At 34.8% G+C, this 21,719-nt stretch carries 19 protein-coding genes; 7 read left to right on the top strand and 12 right to left on the bottom strand.

Translation table 11 applies throughout. The annotated features are described in order from the left end of the window. Positions 1-27 precede the first annotated feature (27 nt). The 3 genes from rny to AC3IS6_RS00645 all read right to left on the bottom strand — a co-directional run bounded on the left by rny (position 28) and on the right by AC3IS6_RS00645 (position 2,393). Positions 28-1,590 carry a ribonuclease Y gene (gene rny / locus AC3IS6_RS00655; RefSeq protein ID WP_041516859.1) on the bottom strand — a complete coding sequence of 521 codons (1,563 nt, stop codon included), beginning with the start codon at positions 1,588-1,590 and terminating at the stop codon, positions 28-30. A gap of 209 nt (positions 1,591-1,799) precedes the next feature. Further along, on the bottom strand, positions 1,800-2,093 hold the full coding sequence (locus AC3IS6_RS00650) for a cell division protein ZapA (RefSeq protein WP_012022231.1): 294 nt from the start codon (positions 2,091-2,093) through the stop codon (positions 1,800-1,802). 9 nt (positions 2,094-2,102) lie between these two features. Continuing rightward, a complete protein-coding gene (locus AC3IS6_RS00645) occupies positions 2,103-2,393 on the bottom strand; it encodes a hypothetical protein (protein WP_173965255.1) in 291 nt (96 codons plus the stop codon). A 179-nt stretch (positions 2,394-2,572) separates the two neighbouring features. Here AC3IS6_RS00645 and AC3IS6_RS00640 point away from each other — a divergent pair, with 179 nt between their 5' ends. The 4 genes from AC3IS6_RS00640 to AC3IS6_RS00625 all read left to right on the top strand — a co-directional run bounded on the left by AC3IS6_RS00640 (position 2,573) and on the right by AC3IS6_RS00625 (position 8,042). Beyond that, positions 2,573-4,267, top strand: a complete 1,695-nt coding sequence (locus AC3IS6_RS00640; protein ID WP_489162808.1) for a M23 family metallopeptidase — start codon at positions 2,573-2,575, stop codon at positions 4,265-4,267. Positions 4,268-4,278: 11 nt separating this feature from the next. Further along, positions 4,279-6,738, top strand: coding sequence for a TonB-dependent receptor (locus AC3IS6_RS00635; protein WP_489162806.1), 2,460 nt, complete (start codon positions 4,279-4,281; stop codon positions 6,736-6,738). Between the two features lie 138 nt (positions 6,739-6,876). After that, positions 6,877-7,599, top strand: a complete 723-nt coding sequence (locus tag AC3IS6_RS00630; protein ID WP_489162805.1) for a hypothetical protein — start codon at positions 6,877-6,879, stop codon at positions 7,597-7,599. Between the two features lie 23 nt (positions 7,600-7,622). Then, a complete protein-coding gene (locus tag AC3IS6_RS00625; protein WP_173965259.1) occupies positions 7,623-8,042 on the top strand; it encodes a hypothetical protein in 420 nt (139 codons plus the stop codon). A 63-nt stretch (positions 8,043-8,105) separates the two neighbouring features. Here AC3IS6_RS00625 and AC3IS6_RS00620 read toward each other — a convergent pair whose 3' ends face one another. From AC3IS6_RS00620 to AC3IS6_RS00595, 6 genes are all read right to left on the bottom strand, one after another. Further along, positions 8,106-8,807: a DUF2971 domain-containing protein gene (locus AC3IS6_RS00620; RefSeq protein WP_489162803.1), complete on the bottom strand. Its 702-nt coding sequence runs from the start codon at positions 8,805-8,807 to the stop codon at positions 8,106-8,108. Positions 8,808-8,939: 132 nt separating this feature from the next. Then, positions 8,940-10,769, bottom strand: a complete 1,830-nt coding sequence (locus tag AC3IS6_RS00615; RefSeq protein WP_489162802.1) for an ABC transporter ATP-binding protein — start codon at positions 10,767-10,769, stop codon at positions 8,940-8,942. Then, on the bottom strand, positions 10,770-11,807 hold the full coding sequence (locus AC3IS6_RS00610; protein ID WP_489162800.1) for a PDDEXK nuclease domain-containing protein: 1,038 nt from the start codon (positions 11,805-11,807) through the stop codon (positions 10,770-10,772). It abuts the gene before it with no gap. Positions 11,808-11,811: 4 nt separating this feature from the next. Next, positions 11,812-13,539, bottom strand: a complete 1,728-nt coding sequence (locus tag AC3IS6_RS00605; protein WP_489164901.1) for a phospho-sugar mutase — start codon at positions 13,537-13,539, stop codon at positions 11,812-11,814. 147 nt (positions 13,540-13,686) lie between these two features. Next, positions 13,687-14,643 carry a glycosyltransferase family 2 protein gene (locus AC3IS6_RS00600; RefSeq protein ID WP_489162799.1) on the bottom strand — a complete coding sequence of 319 codons (957 nt, stop codon included), beginning with the start codon at positions 14,641-14,643 and terminating at the stop codon, positions 13,687-13,689. An 8-nt stretch (positions 14,644-14,651) separates the two neighbouring features. Continuing rightward, positions 14,652-15,182, bottom strand: coding sequence for a DUF4199 domain-containing protein (locus tag AC3IS6_RS00595; protein ID WP_489162797.1), 531 nt, complete (start codon positions 15,180-15,182; stop codon positions 14,652-14,654). A 261-nt stretch (positions 15,183-15,443) separates the two neighbouring features. On the opposite strand from AC3IS6_RS00595, the gene AC3IS6_RS00590 reads away from it, so the two are divergent. Together AC3IS6_RS00590 and AC3IS6_RS00585 are read left to right on the top strand one after the other, a co-directional pair. Further along, positions 15,444-15,698, top strand: a complete 255-nt coding sequence (locus tag AC3IS6_RS00590) for a type B 50S ribosomal protein L31 (RefSeq protein WP_029272307.1) — start codon at positions 15,444-15,446, stop codon at positions 15,696-15,698. 241 nt (positions 15,699-15,939) lie between these two features. After that, positions 15,940-17,115 carry a GlmU family protein gene (locus AC3IS6_RS00585; RefSeq protein ID WP_489162795.1) on the top strand — a complete coding sequence of 392 codons (1,176 nt, stop codon included), beginning with the start codon at positions 15,940-15,942 and terminating at the stop codon, positions 17,113-17,115. 68 nt (positions 17,116-17,183) lie between these two features. Here AC3IS6_RS00585 and AC3IS6_RS00580 read toward each other — a convergent pair whose 3' ends face one another. Beyond that, on the bottom strand, positions 17,184-17,627 hold the full coding sequence (locus AC3IS6_RS00580; protein ID WP_173965272.1) for a PepSY-like domain-containing protein: 444 nt from the start codon (positions 17,625-17,627) through the stop codon (positions 17,184-17,186). A gap of 202 nt (positions 17,628-17,829) precedes the next feature. On the opposite strand from AC3IS6_RS00580, the gene AC3IS6_RS00575 reads away from it, so the two are divergent. Then, complete coding sequence (locus tag AC3IS6_RS00575; RefSeq protein ID WP_489162793.1) at positions 17,830-19,464, top strand: ABC-F family ATP-binding cassette domain-containing protein; 1,635 nt, start codon at positions 17,830-17,832, stop codon at positions 19,462-19,464. A gap of 136 nt (positions 19,465-19,600) precedes the next feature. Here the strand turns inward: AC3IS6_RS00575 and AC3IS6_RS00570 are convergent, their stop codons facing one another. Then, positions 19,601-20,761, bottom strand: a complete 1,161-nt coding sequence (locus tag AC3IS6_RS00570; protein ID WP_489162791.1) for an ABC transporter permease — start codon at positions 20,759-20,761, stop codon at positions 19,601-19,603. Positions 20,762-20,763: 2 nt separating this feature from the next. Then, on the bottom strand, positions 20,764-21,717 hold the full coding sequence (locus AC3IS6_RS00565; RefSeq protein ID WP_489162789.1) for an HlyD family secretion protein: 954 nt from the start codon (positions 21,715-21,717) through the stop codon (positions 20,764-20,766). Positions 21,718-21,719 lie beyond the last annotated feature (2 nt).

The raw sequence follows: 21,719 nt of genomic DNA, 5'->3' as shown, positions 1-21,719 counted from the left end.
CTTTCTTTTTTATAAATAGTGAGAAGATTACTTCGCGATATTAACCGCTCTGGTTTCTCTAATTACAGTAACTTTTACTTGACCTGGATACGTCATTTCGGTTTGTATTTTTTGTGAAATCTCGAAAGATAAATTCGCAGCATTGTCATCCGAAACTTTTTCGCTTTCTACAATCACACGAAGTTCTCTACCAGCCTGAATTGCGTATGCATTTTTTACACCGCTGAATCCGTAAGCTACTTCTTCAAGATCTTTCAAACGTTGAATGTAAGAGTCTAAAACCTGACGTCTTGCGCCTGGTCTCGCACCCGAAATAGCATCACAAACCTGAACAATAGGAGAAAGTAATGATTTCATTTCAATCTCGTCGTGGTGAGCTCCAATGGCGTTACAAACTTCTTCTTTTTCACCATATTTTTCAGCCCACTGCATTCCTAATAAAGCGTGAGGTAAGTCACTTTCTGTATCCGGAACTTTTCCAATATCGTGAAGTAAACCAGCTCTTTTTGCTAGTTTTACGTTTAAGCCTAATTCGGCTGCCATGATACCACAAAGTTTCGAAACTTCTCTCGAGTGTTGTAATAAGTTTTGTCCGTAAGAAGAACGGTATTTCATTCTACCTACTACTTTGATAAGTTCAGGGTGTAAACCGTGAATTCCTAAATCAATAACGGTACGTTTACCAACTTCGATAATTTCGTCGTCAATTTGTTTGGCTGTTTTAGCAACTACTTCTTCGATTCTTGCAGGGTGAATACGTCCATCGGTTACTAATTTGTGTAATGATAAACGGGCAATCTCTCTACGAACGGGATCAAAGCAGGAAAGGATGATTGCTTCCGGTGTATCGTCAACGATAATTTCAACTCCAGTTGCAGCTTCAAGTGCTCTAATGTTACGACCTTCACGGCCAATAATTCTACCTTTTACGTCATCAGATTCAATGTTGAAAACAGAAACGCAATTTTCAACTGCTTCCTCTGTTCCAACTCTCTGGATCGTATTGATGATAATTTTCTTTGCTTCTTGCTGAGCAGTAAGTTTAGCTTCTTCGATCGTGTCCTGAATATGAGACATTGCTTTGCTTTTAGCTTCAGCTTTTAAACCTTCTACTAATTGCTCTTTTGCTTCTTCAGCAGAAAGTCCTGAAATTACTTCAAGCTGTTGCAATTGACTTTTGTGTAATTTGTCAACTTCAGTTTGTTTTTTGTCTAAAACTTCAATTTTGTTATTGTATTCCTGTGTTTTAGATTCAAAATCGTCGTTTACTTTTTTTGCCTTCGAAAGTTCGTTTGAAACTTGTGATTCTTTATCACGTACTCTTTTTTCTACCTCGGCTACTTTTTTGTCTCTTGCTAAAATAACTTGTTCGTGCTCTGATTTTAGTTCGATAAAACGCTCTTTTGCCTGAAGGATTTTATCTTTTTTGATATTTTCAGCTTCTAAATTAGCATCTTTTAAAATGGAAGCTGCTTCTTTTTTTGCGTTTTTAATGAGGTTAGAAATATTGCTTTTTTCGATAATTTTAGCAATTGCAAAACCTGCTGCAATTCCTACAATACCTGAAATAATGATCGTTATTATGTCCATGTTTGTTAAAATTTATATATAAAAAAAGCCTACATTAATTGCTTGAATAAACTCGTAAAGACAAGTTTTGAGCTAACTCACTGTTCAAGTTTCCAAGCCGAAGCATGGCATACTATAGTAGCGACGATTTGCTCATTCTAAATTGTTAGTGTTGAGTTTACCAATTGTGAACTAATGTAGGCAGTATCTTAGTTGTTGTAAAAGAACGTTTAATTTTCGAGATATTGATCTAATAGCGAATTTAATCTTTTAATTCTTTCGATAGTTTCTTCACCATCGATTGCGTTATCAATTTGTTTTTGTTCGACTTGTGATGCAAATTGCAGGGCACACATCGCCAGAACATCCTGTTTATCGCGAACCGCGTAACTTTCTTCGAATTGCTTGATCATAGCATCAATTTTTTTAGAAGCACTTCTAAGTCCTTCTTCCTGAGCTGGTTCTACCGTTAAAGGGTAAACTCTGTCTGCAATTGATATTTTAATTCTAAGCTTTCCGTCCATGTCGTTATTTTAATCTGATAGCTGTGCTATACAGTAATCAATTTCGCGAATTAATGAATTTATTTTAAGCTTTGTCTCTCTCTTGTTATTGTCGCTGCCGAGCAACGAATTGGCTATCTTAAGTGTTTCATATTGCTTTTTCAAAGCTTCAATTTCTTCAGATTGTTTCTGGATAATTTGCGCAGCTTTGGTTAATTCTAATTGTAAAGCCTGATTATTATTCTCTAAGCCTTTTGATTTCTCAAAAAGCTTTTCGACTTTATATTCAAGAGTATCAATTATTTCGGCAATTACACTCATTATAAATCCTATTCATTACTTAATCCTACAAAGTTAGTATTCCTTTTTATTAATGCAATTTTTTATCGATTTTTTTACATTAAAAATAAACAAATAGATGAAATTCAATCGATTGTATTTTTGTGGCTTTATACTCGGTTTTCGCCTCTTAATTTTTTATCTTAGCAAAAATGTTACTTATGAGATTTTCACTACTTAGTCTGTTTTTTTGCCCGTTTGTTTTCGCTCAGACGCAATATCCGAAGGATTATTTTGGTCCGCCACTTGAAATTCCGATGCAGCTTTCCGGTAATTTCGGGGAGTTGCGACCGAATCACTTTCACGCGGGTTTTGACTTAAAAACAAATCAAAGAGAAGGATTAAATGTGCATGCCATAGCCGATGGATATGTATCCAGAATTAAAATTTCTACTTTCGGAAACGGTAAATGCATTTACATAACGCATCCAAATGGCTATACTTCGGTGTACGGACATTTACAAACACCTGTTGGACCAATTCTGGATTATGTAATGAAAACGCACTATAAAGAAAAGGCTTATGAGATCGAAATTTTTCCAAAACCCAATGAATTATCGGTAACAAAAGGTCAGTTGATCGGACTTTCGGGGAATACAGGTTCATCAGAAGGGCCGCATTTGCACTTTGAAATTCGCGATACCAAAACAGAGTTTGTTATTAATCCGATATTTTTTGGTTTCGATAAAAATATAAAAGACACAAAAAAACCGAGTATTTCGAGTGTGTATGTTTATCCATTAGAGAATACGACTGTAAATCAGTCCAGACAGCCTTTGTTGTTAAATGTTGCCCTGCAAAAAGACGGGACCTATCTGGCAAGTAAAGTAAAAGCGAATGGTAAAATTGGTTTTGGGATTTCTGCCGTAGATTATGACGATGTTTCGTTTAATAAAAATGGAGTTTTTAATGTCTCTACTTTTGTGAACGGGAATCAAAATTACAATTATCAGTTTAATACCTATTCCTTTGATGAAATGCGTTATATAAATGCATTTATCGATTATGGTAAATATAAAAAATCAGGTCAACGCGTTCAGAAACTTTTCATGAAAACGCCCTATGGTTTGAGTATTATTAAAACCGATTCATTGCGTGGGATTGTTTCGGCTGAACCAAATTTAGCTTCAACTTATAGAGTTGAAGTTTCTGATTATTTCGGAAATTTAAGTTCTGTTATTGTTCCAATTGAGTACGACACTGCAACACCAATAGTGAAAGAGGAACTGATAGCTTCAAAATACTTTATTAAAGTCGATAAAGATTCGAATTTCGAGAAAGATAATATGTCTGTGTTTTTTCCGGCGGGAACTTTTTATGATGATTTTAATTTAAACTTTGATGTGAAAAATAATCGTATTTATATCCACGACGATACTGTTCCGGTGCATTCCAATTTCGCCATAACGATTAAAGACAGTTCGTTTCCGGAGGCTTTAAGAGATAAACTTTTTATTGGAAGATTTAGCGGAAACAATGCCAGTTTTAATGGAACAGTAAGGAAAGGGGATGTTTTTACAGCCAAATCGAAAATATTAGGTAAGTTCGGTTTAGTCCTGGATACGATTGCACCTACCATTAGAATAGTAAAGCCAATTGAGGGTAAGTGGATTACCGGAGTAAAAAAAATAGAATTTACAATCAATGATGCTTCTTCGGGGATCAAATCGTATAATGGTTTTTTAAATGGAAATTGGGTTTTGTTTGAGTATGAAAGTAAAACGAGAAAAATTACGCATACTTTTAATGATGCTCTTGTTGCAGAAGGAGCAAACGATTTAAAAATAGAAGTGATTGATAATGTAGGAAATTCTGCTATCTTTGAGACTCATTTTTTTAGAAGCCAACAAAAATAAAACCAAAGCGTTTGAATCAAAATAAGTTAATAGCCGTTTTTCTTTTTTTATGTCTGACCAGTATTTCATTTGCTCAGAAAGCTCATGTTAAAGGTATAATTCTGGACAGTCAGAATCATCCTGTTGCGGGGGTGAATATTAGCTGCTCTGGGAATGTTTCACAATCTGATTCAAATGGTTTTTATGAAATCATTGTTCCATCAGGTAAAAAGATTTCTTTGATTTTTACGCACGTTTCATTAAAGATGATGAGTCTTATAGTGCATCTGAAATCGAATGAGTTTTTTGTTTTTAATCCCTTAATGAGTAGTTCTGAAGAGCAAATGGGAGAAGTTTTTGTTTCTTCGAAAAATAAAAAAAGGGTTCAGGGAATCACCAATGTGGATGTCGCCACCATCAAAAAAATTCCCGGAGCCAATGCCGGAATCGAAAATATTTTAAAAACACTGCCCGGTGTAAATTCAAATAATGAATTAAGTACACAATATGCCGTTCGTGGTGGAAGTTACGATGAAAATCTGGTGTACGTCAATGAGGTCGAAGTCTACCGTCCGTTTTTAATTCGGTCGGGACAACAGGAAGGGCTAAGTTTTACTAATACAGATTTAGTTCAGAATGTCGACTTTTCGGCTGGAGGATTTCAGGCAAAGTTTGGTGATAAGTTATCTTCTGTTTTGGATATTACGTACCGAAAACCAACTCAGTTTGGAGCCTCTTTGGAAGCAAGTTTGCTGGGCGGAAGCATGTCGGTTGATGCGGTTTCCAAAAATAAAAAATGGTCGGCTGTAACAGGTGTTCGTTATCGAAATAACAGTTTATTGGTCAATAGTCAGGATACACAAACCAATTATACGCCAACTTTTGCGGATATTCAAACGAATATTAATTATGATATTTCTGCAAAATGGCAGCTTAGTTTTTTAGGGAATATTTCCCAGAATAAATATTTATATCAGCCTTTAACCCGCGAAACAAAATTCGGAACCATAGATCAACCTATGGCACTGGCGGTGTATTATGAAGGTAAAGAGCGAGATCGTTACAATACTTACTTTGGTGCTCTGAAAACGACTTATAAAGTTTCTCCAACTCTGACTTTAAAATTGATAAGCTCTCTTTTTCATACCGTAGAGCAGGAGCATTTTGATATTTTGGCGCAATATCGCTTGGAAACTATTGAAAATGAAGATACCTCAAATGTCGATTTTACGCGTGGAATTGGTTCGCAATTGAGTCATGCCCGAAATGATTTGGATGCTTTGATTGCAAATGTAGAGATCAAAGGCTTTAAAGAATGGAAAAATGACAGCCAGTTAGAATTTGGTTTGAAATATACACGGGAATCGATTCGGGATCGAATTACAGAGTGGGAGATGATCGATTCGGCAGGTTTTTCGATTAATCCGCCAATTGCTTTTTTGCCTAAAAATAATCAACCGTACACACCTTACACTGGGCCGTTATTGCCTTATCAGGATGTGCGGGCAACAAACTTTAATACTATAAACAGATTTTCGGGATACGCGCAGTATAATAAAAAAGCTGAGATTGGATCCAGTCAGGTTTGGTACCATCTGGGAGCTCGTTTTCAGAGTTGGAATGTTTCCGGCGCTGCTGTAGAGGGTAAAAATCAAACTGTTTTTAGTCCACGTGCCCAGTTTGCTTTAAAACCGGATTGGGATATGGATATGGTTTTTCGACTTTCGGGAGGACTTTACCATCAGCCGCCTTTTTACCGTGAACTACGGGATTTAAAGGGTGTTGTAAATCCAAACGTGAAAGCGCAGGAATCGGTTCATATTGTTTTGGGGAATGATTACAATTTTAAAATATGGAACCGCCCTTTCAAATGGGTAACGGAACTTTATTACAAATCACTTTCAGATGTCAATGTGTATTCAATCGATAACGTGAGAATCCGATATGTTGCCAACAATAATGCGAAAGCGTATGCACAGGGAGTTGATTTTAGGCTGAATGGTGAATTTGTACCCGGAACGGAATCGTGGATTAGCTTTGGTTATTTAAAAACCGAAGAAAATTATGAAAACAAAGGTTATATCGCAAGGCCTACAGATCAGCGTTTGAAATTTGCTATGCTATTTCAGGATTATATGCCAAGCATTCCAAGTGTAAAATTATACCTGAACCTAGTTTACAATACAGGTTTACCGGGAGGAGCTCCAGCCTATTCGGATCCGTACCTGTATCAAAGCAGGCTGAATGATTATCGTAGAGCTGATGTTGGTTTTGCTAAAGTTTTTGTAGATGGCAGTACTAAAGTTGCCAAAGCAAAATGGTTGAAAAACTTTAAAGAATTGTCTGTAGGAGTTGAAATTTTTAATCTTTTCAATAATCAGAATGCGATTACCAATACCTGGGTTCGCGATGTGTATTCTAAAAATCAGTACGCAATTCCAAATTATATGACTTCAAGGGTTTTTAATGTGAAGCTGAATGCGAGATTATAAATGTTGATTTGTTACTTTGCAATAAGGAGATAAATATTTGCGTTGAGAACTTGTTTAAGCCTACTATAGTAAAATTCAATAAAACTAGATAATACAATCAAAAATACTATATTTGATATCCTAATATAATTAGCATACATGAAAAAGTCCTTAACCTATATAGCCTTGGCAATCATCGGAACAATGGTAAGTTGTAAAGATGAAGTGAAGAAACCTAAAGTAATTTACGATACTGCCAGTAAAACAAATGTTGTTACAAAAACAGATTCAACGCAGATTGAAATAGCCGATTTGCCTATTCAAATGGAGGGGACAAATTATTTAATTCATCCGGTTGGAGATCTGCGCGTTTTTGAAAAAGGAACAAAAGCACGTTACGGATCTTCGAGTGTGAATGATGTAAGTTTTACAATTTCAAATTTAGGTGAATTTGAAATAACCGGTTATCTGCAAAACCTGAAATTCCAGAAAGTCGATTCAGATTCTATACGTCCTTTGACGGATAAACCAGCCCTGATTTTGACGGCTACTTATTTAAAATCGGTTGCGGATAAAACGCAGAACCAGATTATGGTTTATACTTTAGCAGATTCCGACACCAATAAAGATGGTAAAATAGATACCAGCGATATTAAGACTTTGTATTTAAGTAACATCAGTGGTGAGCGTTTTACTAAAATTTCAGAAGACTTTCAGGAATTGGTAGATTGGAGTTTAATCGAATCAAGAAATCGTTTGTATTTCAGAACGATTGAAGACACCAATCAAAATGGGCAGTTTGATAAAAACGATGTTTTACATTACAATTATATTGATTTAGCTTCAAAAAAATGGGAAGTTAAAAGTTATAAGCCTATTTAATTATTTACTAGACTAATTTCTTAATGTACTCTGAAGAAGAATTGAAAGATCAAGAAAAAGTAATTAGTAATGTGCTTGGGTATGTTTTTTTACCGTTATTTTTTTTCGTAATAATTGGAGGTTATTTTGTAGAAAATTCGAACGAGTATATAGAAAGACAATATAAAGAGGCTAATGAATATAGTTTTTCAGGAGTTGTATATGAAAAAAAGATTGAAGGGGGTGAAGGGTATCGTTTTCCTCACTATCTCTTTTTGAATACCGGGATTAGATGGAAGGTTAGTAGTCTTTTATATGATAAAATTCAGATTGGAGATTCTGTTGTAAAGAGAAGTAAATCTGATTCAGTTTTTTATTATATGAAAAAAAAGAATCAAATAATTATCGAAGACGAAAACTTTTATCTCAGAGAAAAATATTTTGCTAAACTCAAGCAAGAATAATTTTTAAGATAAAAAAAAACTCAGCAGTTTAGCACCTCAGAATCTCAGCACCTTTAAAAAAAACTATATCAAAATATCACTTTCCAGATCAGATTTCTCGATATCAAGATCAAATCCCAGGCGTTCCGTTAAATCGATTACCAGTTTTTTGTACCAGTTTTCGGATTTTGGATGAATGTAAATCTTTTCGATCAATTGTTTTAGGTCAACATTGATTTTTAAGCCATCGTTTAGTTTAATGTCGCTTTTTGAAGTATCAGTAAGAATTCGAACTTCGCGCTCATACTGAAAACTTTTACGCTTAAATAAAAAGGGGAAAAATAAATCATCAAACGGTATGTACTCTTTTTTGTAGTCGATATAGTTTACCTCACCAATATATTGATCGAAATTGTTTTCCGGTTTTACAGCATTCTGTAATCTACTTATGGTAGACTGAATGGCTAAACCCTCATTGTTTTTGGTGAAAATCTGCCACATAGCAAAGGATTCATATTCGTTGATGTGCCAGCTGCTTATGGCTACTTGTTCGCGATGGGTTTTGTAGTAGTTTAAGAAATCCGGATTGTCTATGGCCAGTTTTTTAATCTCTTCAAAGGTTGGCTCGCTAAAAGTGCCCTCGTACTGATCCTCAAACTTGTCAGAACGGGACATGAATAGTTTTTTGGACATTAATAAATCAAGGAATTTAGACAAGTCTAAGTACTTCCAGACAATTGTATCCGGGTCATCCGGAAGTTTTATGTTTGAATTATTAAGGTACATTTTTACGGATTTAAGATTATTCGAAATAAAAAAGCCACAAATTATACAGATAAATATAAGATTTTAATTCGTTGAGAGAAAAATAATCTGTGGTAATCTGTATAATTTGTGGCTAAGCCTGTCTACTTATGTTTAGGACTCGAAAGACTGCATGGTAACCAGTTTGTTGTAGGTCCCGTTATGCGCAATCAGCTCTTCATGTGTTCCTTGTTCTACGATTTTTCCTTTTTGCATAACAACAATTAGATCTGCTTTCTGAATGGTTGAAAGTCGGTGAGCAATTACAATCGAAGTTCTGTTTTGCATCATGTTTTCTAAAGCCACCTGAACAAATTTTTCACTTTCGGTGTCCAACGCTGATGTTGCTTCATCCAAAATCATAATTGGAGGGTTTTTTAACACCGCTCTGGCAATCGACAATCGTTGTTTTTGCCCTCCTGAAAGTTTGTTTCCGCTGTCGCCGATGTTGGTGTAAATTCCTAAAGGAAGTTCTTTTACAAATTCAAAAGCATTAGCGATTTTCAGTGCTTCGATAATCTCATCGTCTGTCGCGTCGAGTTTTCCTAAGGCAATATTAGCTTTGATGGTATCATTGAATAAAATGCTGTCTTGAGTTACTAATCCCATTAAGCTGCGAAGCGACTGCAAATTGATATCCTTGATGTTGATACCGTCAATTGAAATTGTTCCGTCGTTTACATCATAAAAACGGGTCAGCAAATTGGCAATCGTACTTTTCCCACTTCCGGATTGTCCGACAAGTGCAACGGTTTGTCCTTTTTTGATGTCAAGAGAGAAGTCTTTTAAAACTGTTTCATCTTCATATTTGAAGTTGATGTTCTGAACGCTGATGTTATTGTCGAACGATGTTTTTTCGAACGCCTTATCTTTTGATGTAATCGTGTTTTCCTGCTCTAAAATTTCAAGAACGCGTTCAGCAGCAGCATTACCTCTTTTTACTCCGTAGGAAGCTTTAGAGATTGCTTTTGCAGGGGTTAGAATATTATAGGCTAATCCCATATAAGCAATAAAAGAAGGGCCGTCAAGTGTTTTTTCAATTAAAACCATTTGTCCTCCGTACCAAAGTAAAATTGCAATTACAGTGATTCCCATAAACTCGCTGGCAGGTGATGCTAAGTTCTGACGATTCCCGATACTGTTGGATAGTTTGAAAAAGCGTTCTGTTGAATTTTGAAAAATAGTATTGAAGTAATTCTCGGCATTGTATCCTTTTACGACTTTTAATCCTCCAATTGTTTCTTCAATAGTGGATAAAAAACTTCCTTGTTCTTGTTGTGCTTTTCCGGACTGTTTTTTTAATTGTTTTCCGATTAAGGAAATGATGTAACCCGAAACAGGGATAAAAATAAAGACAAATAAGGTAAGTTTGGCACTGATGATTAACATAGCACATATCGTAAAAACAATAGTTAATGGCTCTTTTACGATAAGTTCTAAGATGGCTAAAAACGAAGTTTGGACTTCATTTACATCAGCAGAAATTCGGGAAATAACATCCCCTTTTCTTTTTTCAGAATAAAATGCCAATGGTAATTCCAGTGTTTTTTTATACAACGCATTTCGCATGTCTCTTAATACGCCATTTCGCAAAAAATTAATAAAAAACATAGCGAGATAATCGGCTAAATTTTTCAATAAGAAGATTGAAATGATAAGAGCGACCATTACAGAAAGTATAAAACCGGGATTATTAGGATCTGTATTTTTTGTAATGTAATAGCTTAGATAGTTTTCGGCAAATTCTTTTGCATGGGTAATTCCGTCATAAGTTGGCATCACATAATTCTTCTTTGTTTTGTCAAACAAAACCTGAAGCATAGGAATTAATGCCATGAAAGAAAGTGTGCTAAAAAGCGCATACAAAATATTAAAAAAGATATTTAGGAATGCGTATTTTTTATACGGATATATAAAAGGAACTATTTTTTTAAAATTACTCATTTATTTATGGATGTTATTTTCTGCTATAGCAATGGCTCTTTCGAGTTTTTCTAGCAATAATTTTTTTTCTGGTAATTGGGTTAAATAAGCTGAAACTTTAATTTGTTCGTCATTATCCAGCATTAAATAATTAATTTGCTCGGGAGATTTTTCACTGCACAAAATTAATCCAATTGGTTTGTTTTCGCCTTCTTTTTGTTCATTTTTCTCTAGCCAACGTAAATAAAGCTCCATTTGGCCTTTGTAACCCGCTTTAAATTTTCCTAGTTTTAAGTCAATGGCAATCAAACGGCGTAGATCACGATGGTAAAAAAGTAAATCGATGTAAAAATCTTCATCATCAATTGTTATTCTTTTTTGGCGGGCGAGAAAAGCAAATTCACTCCCCATTTCAGTAATGAACTTTTGTAATTGAGCTAAGATAGAACTTTCTAAATCTTTTTCAGAATAGGTGTCATGCAGTCCTAAAAAATCTAAAAAATAAGGATCACGAAAAGTTAAATCCGGGCTAATTTGTTTCCCGTTTTTTAGTAAAGCCAGATCATTAACGATTGTCTCTTCTGGCTTTTTGCTGATAGCAGTTCTTTCAAAAAGCATACTGTCCATACGTTCTTGTAGGGTTCGCACGCTCCATCTTTCGTGAATGCTCATTTGGATGTAGAATTCACGTTTTATATCGCTTTCTGTACTTAATATTGAGTATAAATGTGACCAGCTCAATTGTGCAGACACTGTCTGCACAATTGTATAGTCTTGAAAAACAGAGTTTAGTTTTATGAAACTATGTATGTTTCTTTTACTGAATCCTGTACCGTATCGTTTGGATAATTCTAAGCTTAAACCTTGAATGATTTTCTTTCCATAATCAGCCCGATCATTTTTTAGAATCTCTTCATTGATCGTTTTTCCAATTTTCCAATACAGAAGTGTTAATTCCTGATTAACCGTTTTAGCAACAAAATGACGACTCTGATCTATTAGTCCAATTATTGAATCTAATAGTTCAGGTTTATTATTTGTGTCAGGTTTGTCACTCATTTTTTTATTTCAATTGCATTCCTGCAATGATATTTTGTATTTTTCCGTCTAAATAGCTTTCTGCTGCATCAAACTCCTGAACTGATTCTAATTCTGCATTCACACTGATATAGAATTTAATTTTTGGCTCTGTTCCGCTTGGTCTTGCACAAATTTTAGACCCGTCTTCAGTATAATAAATCAATACGTTTGATTTCGGAACATCCATAACAGATTCTTCACCAGTCAATAAATTTAAGGCAATTGATGATTGGTAGTCTTCCATCATAATAACACGCTGACCGCTGATTTCTTTTAACGGGTTTTTACGTAAATTAATCATCATCTGGTTGATTTCTTCCAGGCCTTCTATTCCTTTTTTAGTTAAAGAAATCAAGTGTTCTTTATAGAAACCATTTTCAACATAAAGCTGTAAAAGTTCGTTGTAAACACTGCTTCCGGCTGCTTTCGCTTGAGCGGCAACTTCACAAATTAATAAGGTAGCGGCAACAGCATCTTTGTCTCTAACAGCATCACCAACCATGAAACCAAAGCTTTCTTCACCACCTCCGATAAATTGAAGTTCAGGGAAGTCTTTAATCATTTTGGCAATCCATTTAAATCCTGTCAGTCCTACTTTGCATTCAACGCCATAGTTTGTGGCTAATTCCATCATCATTGGAGTAGAAACAATTGTAGAGCCAATGAATTGTTTTCCGTTAATCTTGTCTGCTTTTTTCCATTGTTTCAGCAAAAAAGCAGTCATTAAAACCATAGTTTGATTTCCGTTAAGTAAAATCATTTTGCCTTCGTTATTTCTAACGGCAACACCAAGACGATCACAATCAGGATCAGTTCCGACTACAATATCCGAATGTGTTTTATCGGCCAAAGCTAAGGCCATCGTCAAAGCTTCAGGTTCTTCAGGATTTGGAGATTTTACAGTTGGGAAATTTCCGTCAGGTATGGCTTGTTCCGGTACGATATGTACATTTTTGTAGCCTGCCTGCGATAAAGTGTCAGGAATAGATTTTATCGATGTTCCGTGCAAGGAAGTAAAAGCAATATGTAAGTCGTCTTTTGCTTTGGCTGGCGTATTAAAACTGGCATTTTCAATAGACGATTTTATAAAAGCTTTATCAATTTCGGTATCAATATATTCAATCAGACTTTCGTTGGCTTTAAACTTAATTTTATCGTAACCTAAGCTTTCGATAGTGTTGATAATTGCAGTATCCTGTGGAGGTACAATTTGTCCGCCATCTTCCCAGTACACTTTATAACCGTTGTATTCCGGTGGATTGTGAGAAGCTGTTAGTACAATTCCGCATTGGCAACCTAAATATTTAAGTGCAAACGATAATTCCGGAGTTGGTCGTAAATCGGAGAACAGATAAACATGGATTCCATTTGCAGAGAAAACATCAGCAACAATTTTGGCTAAAGTATTACTGTTATGACGGCAATCATACGCAATAACAACTTTTAAAGGCTGATTAGGGAAAGCGATATGTAAATAATCAGATAAACCCTGAGTATTTTTTCCAAGTGTGTATTTGTTAATTCGGTTGCTTCCAACACCCATCACACCGCGCATTCCGCCAGTTCCAAATTCAAGGTTTTTGTAAAAACTTTCCTCAAGTTCCTTTGGTGAAGTTGTCATTAATTCTTTAACAGCAGCTTGTGTTTCGCTGTCAAAGGTTGGCGTTAACCATTCGTTTACTGCATTTAGAATATTAGGTGCTATATTCATCATTCGTGTCTTTTTATATTTAAATAATAATAGAGTTCGGGAACTATTTATTTTTATAAGTTTGTTTTATGCTTTGTTTGGAATTTGCCTGTTTTTTTTGCGGTTGGAAGCCGCAAGAAGAACTAGTATCCTAACTGTGGTTTTGTGTTAGAAATTTACCTCTCGGGCTACTTTATAACGCGCTTCGTTGCTTTTGGTTCTCAGGATAATTTCGCCCAGAAAACCCGCAAGGAATAATTGTGTTCCCAGAATCATAGTAGTTAAAGCAATAAAAAACCATGGGTTGCTGGTGATCAGACTGTATTTCATTCCATTATACATATGGTATAATTTTGAAATTCCAATGTAACCTGCTAATAAAAAACCAATTATAAACATCAAAGATCCAATGGCGCCAAATAAGTGCATTGGTCTTTTTCCGAATCGTGATAAGAACCAGATTGTAATTAAATCAAGAAAGCCGTTTATAAAACGTTCCATTCCAAATTTAGTTTCTCCGTATTTACGGGCCTGGTGAATAACCACTTTTTCGCCGATTTTATTAAAACCTGCGTTTTTTGCCAAAACCGGAATGTAACGGTGCATTTCGCCCGAAACTTCAATGTTTTTAACAACGGCATTTTTGTAAGCTTTTAATCCGCAGTTGAAATCGTTCAGCTCAACGCCTGAAGTCTTTCTGGCAGCCCAGTTAAATAATTTCGAAGGAAGATTCTTTGCTACAACCGAGTCGTAACGTTTTTTCTTCCAGCCTGAAACTAAATCAAATTTTTGAGCTGTAATCATTTCATATAAACCTGGAATTTCGTCCGGGCTATCTTGCAAATCAGCATCCATAGTAATGATAACATTGCCCTGTGCTTTGGCGAAACCAGCATGCAAAGCTTGCGATTTTCCAAAGTTTTTCATGAAACGAATTCCCTTTACATTCGGATTTTCGTTAGAAAAACCTTCAATAATATTCCAAGAATCATCTGTACTTCCATCATCTACAAAAATGATTTCATAAGAGTAATTGTTAGATTGCATCACTTTAATAATCCACGAATAGAGTTCTTTCAGTGATTCCTCCTCATTTAGAAGCGGTATAAGTATAGATAAATTCATTTATTTTTTTATTCTTGTGTAGTTTTGCTTTTAAAAAATGCTGCGAAAATTAATCCGAAAATGGCACTGATAACTATTGCAAAAACAGATCCCTTTAATAATTCGAAAGTCGAGTAAGGGCTGCTTTCTTTCATTTTGCTAATGGCTTCATTGATAGACGAAGCAGGAGCTCCAAATTTCTGCATCATGTTTGCAGTGTATTTGATCATGATTTCATTCAGTGTGTCTTTTGCACCTGGATCAATAACGTTAAATAAAACAATATTAAATAATGTAGAAATTAAAACGCCAATTACAGCAGCTATAAAGTAAGTTGTAAAAGCATCTTTGAAAGAAAAAACTCCCTTTAATTCTTTCTTGGTTTTAGAAAGTAAAATAATACTGATTGTCAGGCTGATTACTATACCAATAATACCCATCCACCAGGCAGTGAACAGATTTAAATCAATCGCATATATTGTAGCAGTAAATAATGCAGATGCAACTCCAATCATTACACCATAAGTAATTCCATTCTTTTTAATAACTTCATTAATCATATTTTTATATGTTTTAAAATTAATCCACAAATATAGTAATTCCCAATACACACTAGATATATATTAAAAAAATTAATACAAATCACAGAGCCATTAAAAATATTGATTAAAAGATTTGTTAATTCGAAAAAAATTGTAAATTTGCACACTTAAAAATAATTAAAAGTTTTAAACAAAAAAGAGTAGCGTTGTTTACACCTTTTTCTAACCATGGAAAAGCTTCAAAATGAAATTGCTCTAAACAATAAATAAAATAAAAAGATGAAAAAAGGAATTCACCCAGAAAATTACAGATTAGTTGCGTTTAAAGACATGTCAAATGACGAAGTTTTTATCACTAAATCTACTGCAGATACAAAAGAAACAATTGAAGTTGACGGAGTTGAGTATCCAGTTGTAAAAATGGAGATTTCTAGAACATCTCACCCATTTTATACTGGTAAATCTAAACTTATCGATACTGCAGGACGTATTGATAAATTCAAAACTAAATATGCAAAACACGTTAAAAACTAATAACTGTTTTTACTTATATAAAAGCCTTCCGAACGGAAGGCTTTTTTTATGGGGTTATTTTTATTACCCTCGAATTTCTGATTTTATTATTATTTCAGTTTTATTAAAGAATGATTGGTGAAAAAAAAAACGTGAATTCGTGGTTATCAGAAAAAACATATTTAATGAAACACATAAATATTTGTAACTTTGAACCCGATAACCAAATCAAGATTTTAACAAGTATCAAATTTAATTATTTATGAATTACATTCTTTTTGACGGTCCCGTCCGGAATGCTTTATTACCTTTTACTTTTACAAGACCTGTTGCCGATATATTAATTGGAATTATGACGATTCGCCAGAAATGGGAAGCGCGTTTAGGTTCAACTATAACTACCATTACTGAAGATTATTTATCAGAAAAATTTCCAATGGTAGAGTTGGAAGAAAATGTAATGATCAATGCAGCGTATTTGCCAAATGAGGCGCTTGCTGAATTGGTTTCTAATCTGACTACAAATCAGGCTATTTTTAAAGGTGATGATGTAATCGCATTTTTTACCAATGAAAATCAGGAAGAAGTTGATTTCGATTCGTACGAAATCATTCAGTACAATGAGGATTGTTTGACAGTAGAACATACCTGGGATATTTTTTCTAAAAATGATGCGGCGATTCGTGAAGATTTCCAGTATTTGACTGAAGACAGAAAATCGCAGCCAATCCCGAAGAGTGTAAATGTTATTGCGCCCGAAAACATATTTCTTGAAGAAGGAGCAAAATTAGAGTTTGTGACGCTAAATGCTTCAAATGGTCCTATATATATAGGTAAGAATGCTGAAATTATGGAAGGAACCGTAATTCGAGGTCCTTTTGCTTTATGTGAAAATGCACAGGTGAAACTAAATGCCAAAGTTTACGGAGCGACAACAGTAGGTCCGGGATCAAGAATTGGAGGAGAAGTTAAGAACTCGGTGCTTTTTGCTAATTCAAACAAAGGACATGATGGTTTCTTAGGAGATTCTGTTTTGGGAGAATGGTGTAATATTGGAGCAGACAGTAATAATTCGAATCTGAAAAATAATTATGAAGAAGTAAAATTATGGAGCTATGAAACGGAAGGATTTGCTAAAACAGGGCTTCAGTTTTGTGGTTTAATGATGGGAGATCATAGTAAATGCGGAATCAATACGATGTTCAACACCGGAACAGTAGTAGGGGTGAGTGCTAATATTTTTGGAAGTGGTTTTCCGCGCAATTTTGTTCCAAGCTTTTCATGGGGCGGAGCAGCTGGCTTTACAACTTATGTAACCAAAAAAGCTTTTGAAACCGCAAAATTAGTAATGGGACGACGTAACATCGAGTTTGATGAGACAGAATCGGGAATCTTAGAACATATTTTTGAGGAAACTAAAAAATGGAGAAAAGATTAAATTAGATAATTAAGTAAACCCTACAGAATATTTTAATTCTGTAGGGTTTGTTGTTTTTAAACAGTTTGCTATTTGTTTATCTTGGTAAAATCTCCTTTCAGGTTGAATTTTAATTCTAAACCGTTTGTTAGTTTTACTTCGTATCCGGAAGAACCTATTTCTATTTTGGTTATTTTCTCTTTAGGGAAATTTGTTTTTACATATGAAGTGATTTTTTTTGGGATAATAGAAGCAGGGATTTTAGAGTTTTTACCATCAACTTCTTTCCAGTTTCCTTTTTTATCAAATTCGATTTCAATTTTATTGTCAAATTGAACTTTGTATTCCGTTGAGAGTAATTCTTTGTCCTGAAGTATGTAACTGGGCTTTTTAGAGCCAAAGTGAGTTTTTAAGAAAGTTTGTGCGTTTGCCGGTAAAACTTCTTTTTTAATCACCGTTTTTTGTGCGTAAGCAGAAAATCCAAATAATAATCCTGCAATTAGACAAGTCATCAAGTTTAATTTTGGTTTCATATTTTGTTGATTTTTAAATTATTATCCAAGATAATACTAAAATTTGATAAAGTGTAAGAATATTTAGGTGATTTTTAAATCTGAAGCGACAGTCGTCTAAATAATATTGTCTAATACTCTAATTAATCTATCTTTGCGCTTTCAAAAAAATACTTGCAAAGAATTTTAAAAATTTAAGCAGTCTAAAAATCTAAAAACCTAAATGATTACAGTTAACGATATTTCAGTTCAGTTTGGTGGAACTACATTATTTAGCGATGTTTCTTTTGCTATCAATGAAAATGATAAAATTGCCCTTATGGGTAAAAATGGTGCGGGAAAATCGACACTTTTAAAAATAATTGCCGGTCAAAGTAAACCTTCTACCGGAAGTATCTCAACTCCAAAAGATGCTGTAGTGGCTTATTTGCCGCAGCATTTATTGACTAAAGATGGTTCAACTGTAATGGAAGAAGCTTCTAAAGCTTTTGGGGAGATCTTTAAAATGAAAGCTGAGATCGATGAAATCAATGAGCAGTTAACGGTTCGTACGGATTATGAAAGTGATGCTTACATGAAGTTGATCGAAAGAGTTTCAGATTTAAGTGAGAAATATTATGCTATTGAAGAAGTAAATTACGAAGCCGAAGTAGAGAAAATTTTAATAGGTTTAGGTTTTGAGCGTGAAGATTTTATTCGTCAGACTTCTGAATTTTCAGGTGGATGGAGAATGCGTATTGAATTGGCTAAAATTCTTCTTCAAAAACCGGATTTGATTTTACTGGATGAGCCAACTAACCACATGGATATCGAAAGTATTCAGTGGCTGGAGGAATTTTTATTGACTTCTGCGAAAGCAGTTGTGGTAATCTCGCACGATAGAGCATTCGTAGATAATATTACCAATCGTACGATTGAGGTAACAATGGGAAGGATTTACGATTACAAAGCAAAATATTCTCATTACTTAGAATTAAGAAAAGACCGTCGTATTCATCAGCAAAAAGCATACGATGAGCAGCAAAAAATGATCGCAGACAATAGAGCGTTTATTGATCGTTTTAAAGGGACTTTCTCTAAAACAGATGCGGTTCAGTCCCGTGTTAAGATGTTGGAGAAATTGGTTATTGTGCAGGTTGATGAAGTTGATAATTCGGCATTGAAATTGAAATTCCCACCGGCAGCACGTTCTGGACAATATCCGGTCGTGGTTAAAGATTTGACAAAAGCCTACGGAGATCATGTGGTTTTCAAAGATGCAAACATTGTGATCGAAAGAGGACAAAAAGTAGCATTTGTTGGTAAAAACGGTGAAGGAAAATCTACCATGATCAAAGCGATCATGAAAGAAATCGGAATTGATGAAGGAAGCGTAGATATTGGCCATAATTCTCAAATTGGATATTTTGCGCAGAACCAGGCTTCTTTGTTGGATGAAAATGCTACTATTTTTGAAACAATCGATGCTATCGCTGTGGGAGATATTCGTACTCAGATCAAAAATATTCTGGGAGCATTTATGTTTCAGGGTGATGATATTACCAAAAAAGTAAAAGTACTTTCGGGTGGAGAAAAAACACGATTGGCAATGATTAAGTTATTGTTGGAACCGGTTAATTTATTGATTCTGGATGAGCCTTCGAATCACCTGGACATGAAAACTAAAGATATTATTAAAGATGCTTTAAGAGATTTCGACGGAACTCTAATTTTGGTTTCTCACGACCGTGATTTTCTTGACGGATTGGCGACTAAAGTTTTTGAATTTGGTAACAAACGTGTAAAAGAACATTTTGAAGATGTTGCAGGCTTCCTGGCACACAAGAAAATGGATTCTATGCGTGAAATAGAAAAATAAGATATTTTAATGAAATAATTGATGGGTTGTAATTCATGAAAAGAATAGTTACATCTCTGAAAAGAATATATATGATACCTTAAAAAGCACAAGAAATTCAATTCTTGTGCTTTTTTTATGGTTATTGATTAAGGAATTAAATTTCTTCTTTAAGAACGGTTCTCTTTTTAAAGTACAAGGCGATATAGGCAAGAACAGAACAGATAGACCCAATAAGAATCATATTCCATACTGCTGTTGTGGTTTGCGAATACAAGCCATTTTCTATAATTAATATTCTGAACGCTTTCAGAAAGTGGGTGAGCGGTATAACATTGGCAATGGCCTGCACTGCCTGAGGCATCTGACTTAAGGGCCAGGTGAAGCCACTGAGGATAAAGCTTGGAGTGGCAATTACCATTAAAATCTCGGTCGCTTTTAATTGATTCGGAACTATGATGCTCACTAGAATTCCGATAAAAGAAACAGAGAGTACAAATATTCCGGCAATGAAAGTCAATGGGGCTAAGTTTTCATAAAATGGTAATCGGAACCATAAAGTAAAAAGCCAGTAGATAATCCAGATTCCGAAACTCATTATCAGGTACGGAATAATTTTTACAGCTAGCATTTTTAAGATTGATGGGCATTTTTTCACAAGGTCTTTAAAGGTTCCATTTTCAAATTCTGATGCAAAAGATAGTGCGAGCCCTAAGAGTAAAACCTGCTGAAGAACAGTTGCTAAAACTCCCGGCCAAAGAAAATACATATAGTTGGTGCTTCGGTTGTATTTTTTAATAAAAGTAGTTTTGAAGGGTTCGTATTGTGAAGCAAGTAAATTTTCCGGTACACCTTGTTTTCTTAAGGTCTCAATCTGAACCCCTGCTTTTAGAGTTCCCAAACAAATTTGTATTGCTGTTGAGGCGTAATTAGCGGTTAAAACATTTGAGGTGTTTACTATCGTTGTAATTTCAGGATATTTTTTGGTGAGTGTCATTTTTTCGAAATCTTTCGGAATAATAACCACACAAGTAGCTTCTTTTTGAATGGCAATTTTAGAAAGATTGTTTTGATCGTACAAAATAGTAGCAATAGATAGCACTTCGTTGTCTTCAAACATCTGAATTGCTTTTGAACTTAATTCAGAGCGGTCCTGATCAATCACAATAATGGGTAAATCGGTAACCTTACCTTTTCCATAAACATAACCTAATAAAACACCATACAGGATTGGAGCACCAATGAAAAGTATTCTAAGGACCTTGTTTTTCCAGAATAACTGAAATTCCCGTTTAAGCAATGAAAAGAAATTTTGCATAGTTAAAGAGATAAAGTGACGGTTGTTTTGGTAATGAGATCTTTTGTTTGCTCAATGTTGGAAGGCGTTATTTTTACTTCAAACAAGCTTTCCTGCATTTCATAATCAGGATAGGCGGTCGCGATATTTCCGTAGGCCCCTAATTGTTTTATAGTTGAGATGGTTCCTTTGATGTTTTCTTTCTTATAAGGAACATGAACAGTGATTTCTTGTCCTTTTTTAAAATCACCTAATTGCTTTTCGGGAATTGTAAAGCGAAAATAAGTGCTGTTGGAGATATAGCCATTAAATAAGGTATAACCGGGCAATGCTAATTCGCCAAGGTTTAAAGTAATGGTTTCAATACTCATGTTTTGCGGAGCAATGATATAACGTTCCTTGTCGGCGGTTTCGACTTCCTGCAACGCTCCAAGCGCTCGGTCCTGTTGTCCGAGTGCCATTGTTTGCTGTTCGATTCGCGCACCTTTTTTAGCATCGTCTAACTCGGCAACCACAGCGTTGTATTGTGCTTGTGCTCCCTGGTATTTTGCAAAAGTTTCATCGTAAGTTTGTTGTGATATGAGAGAGTCCTTGAGCATATTGGTTAGTCGTCTGATTGATTTCTGCGCAAATTCGTATTGTTCTTTTAACCCCATTTTTTTAGCTTCCAATTGCTTTATCTGATTTTCTGTAGCTCCCTTTACGGCCATTTTGTACTGGGCTTTTGCAGATACAACGGCTCCCTCTGCCTGGCTTTTTTTTGCATCAACTTCAGGAATATCCAGTATGGCAAGTGTATCTCCTTTTTGGACCTGATCCCCTTCCTTGACAAATATTTTTAGGATCTTACCCGGAATTTTACTCACAACGGCAATTTGTTCTTTTTCTATTTTTCCCTGAATTAAATCTCCTTTTTTTGCTTTTTGACATGCTATAAAAAGGAAAATGATTGTGATGCTAATGATTACTTTTTTCATAA

This window comes from Flavobacterium sp. KH_035 (assembly GCF_057839565.1).
Note: the sequence above shows the minus strand (reverse complement) of the source record. Positions and strands in the feature narration are given on the sequence as shown.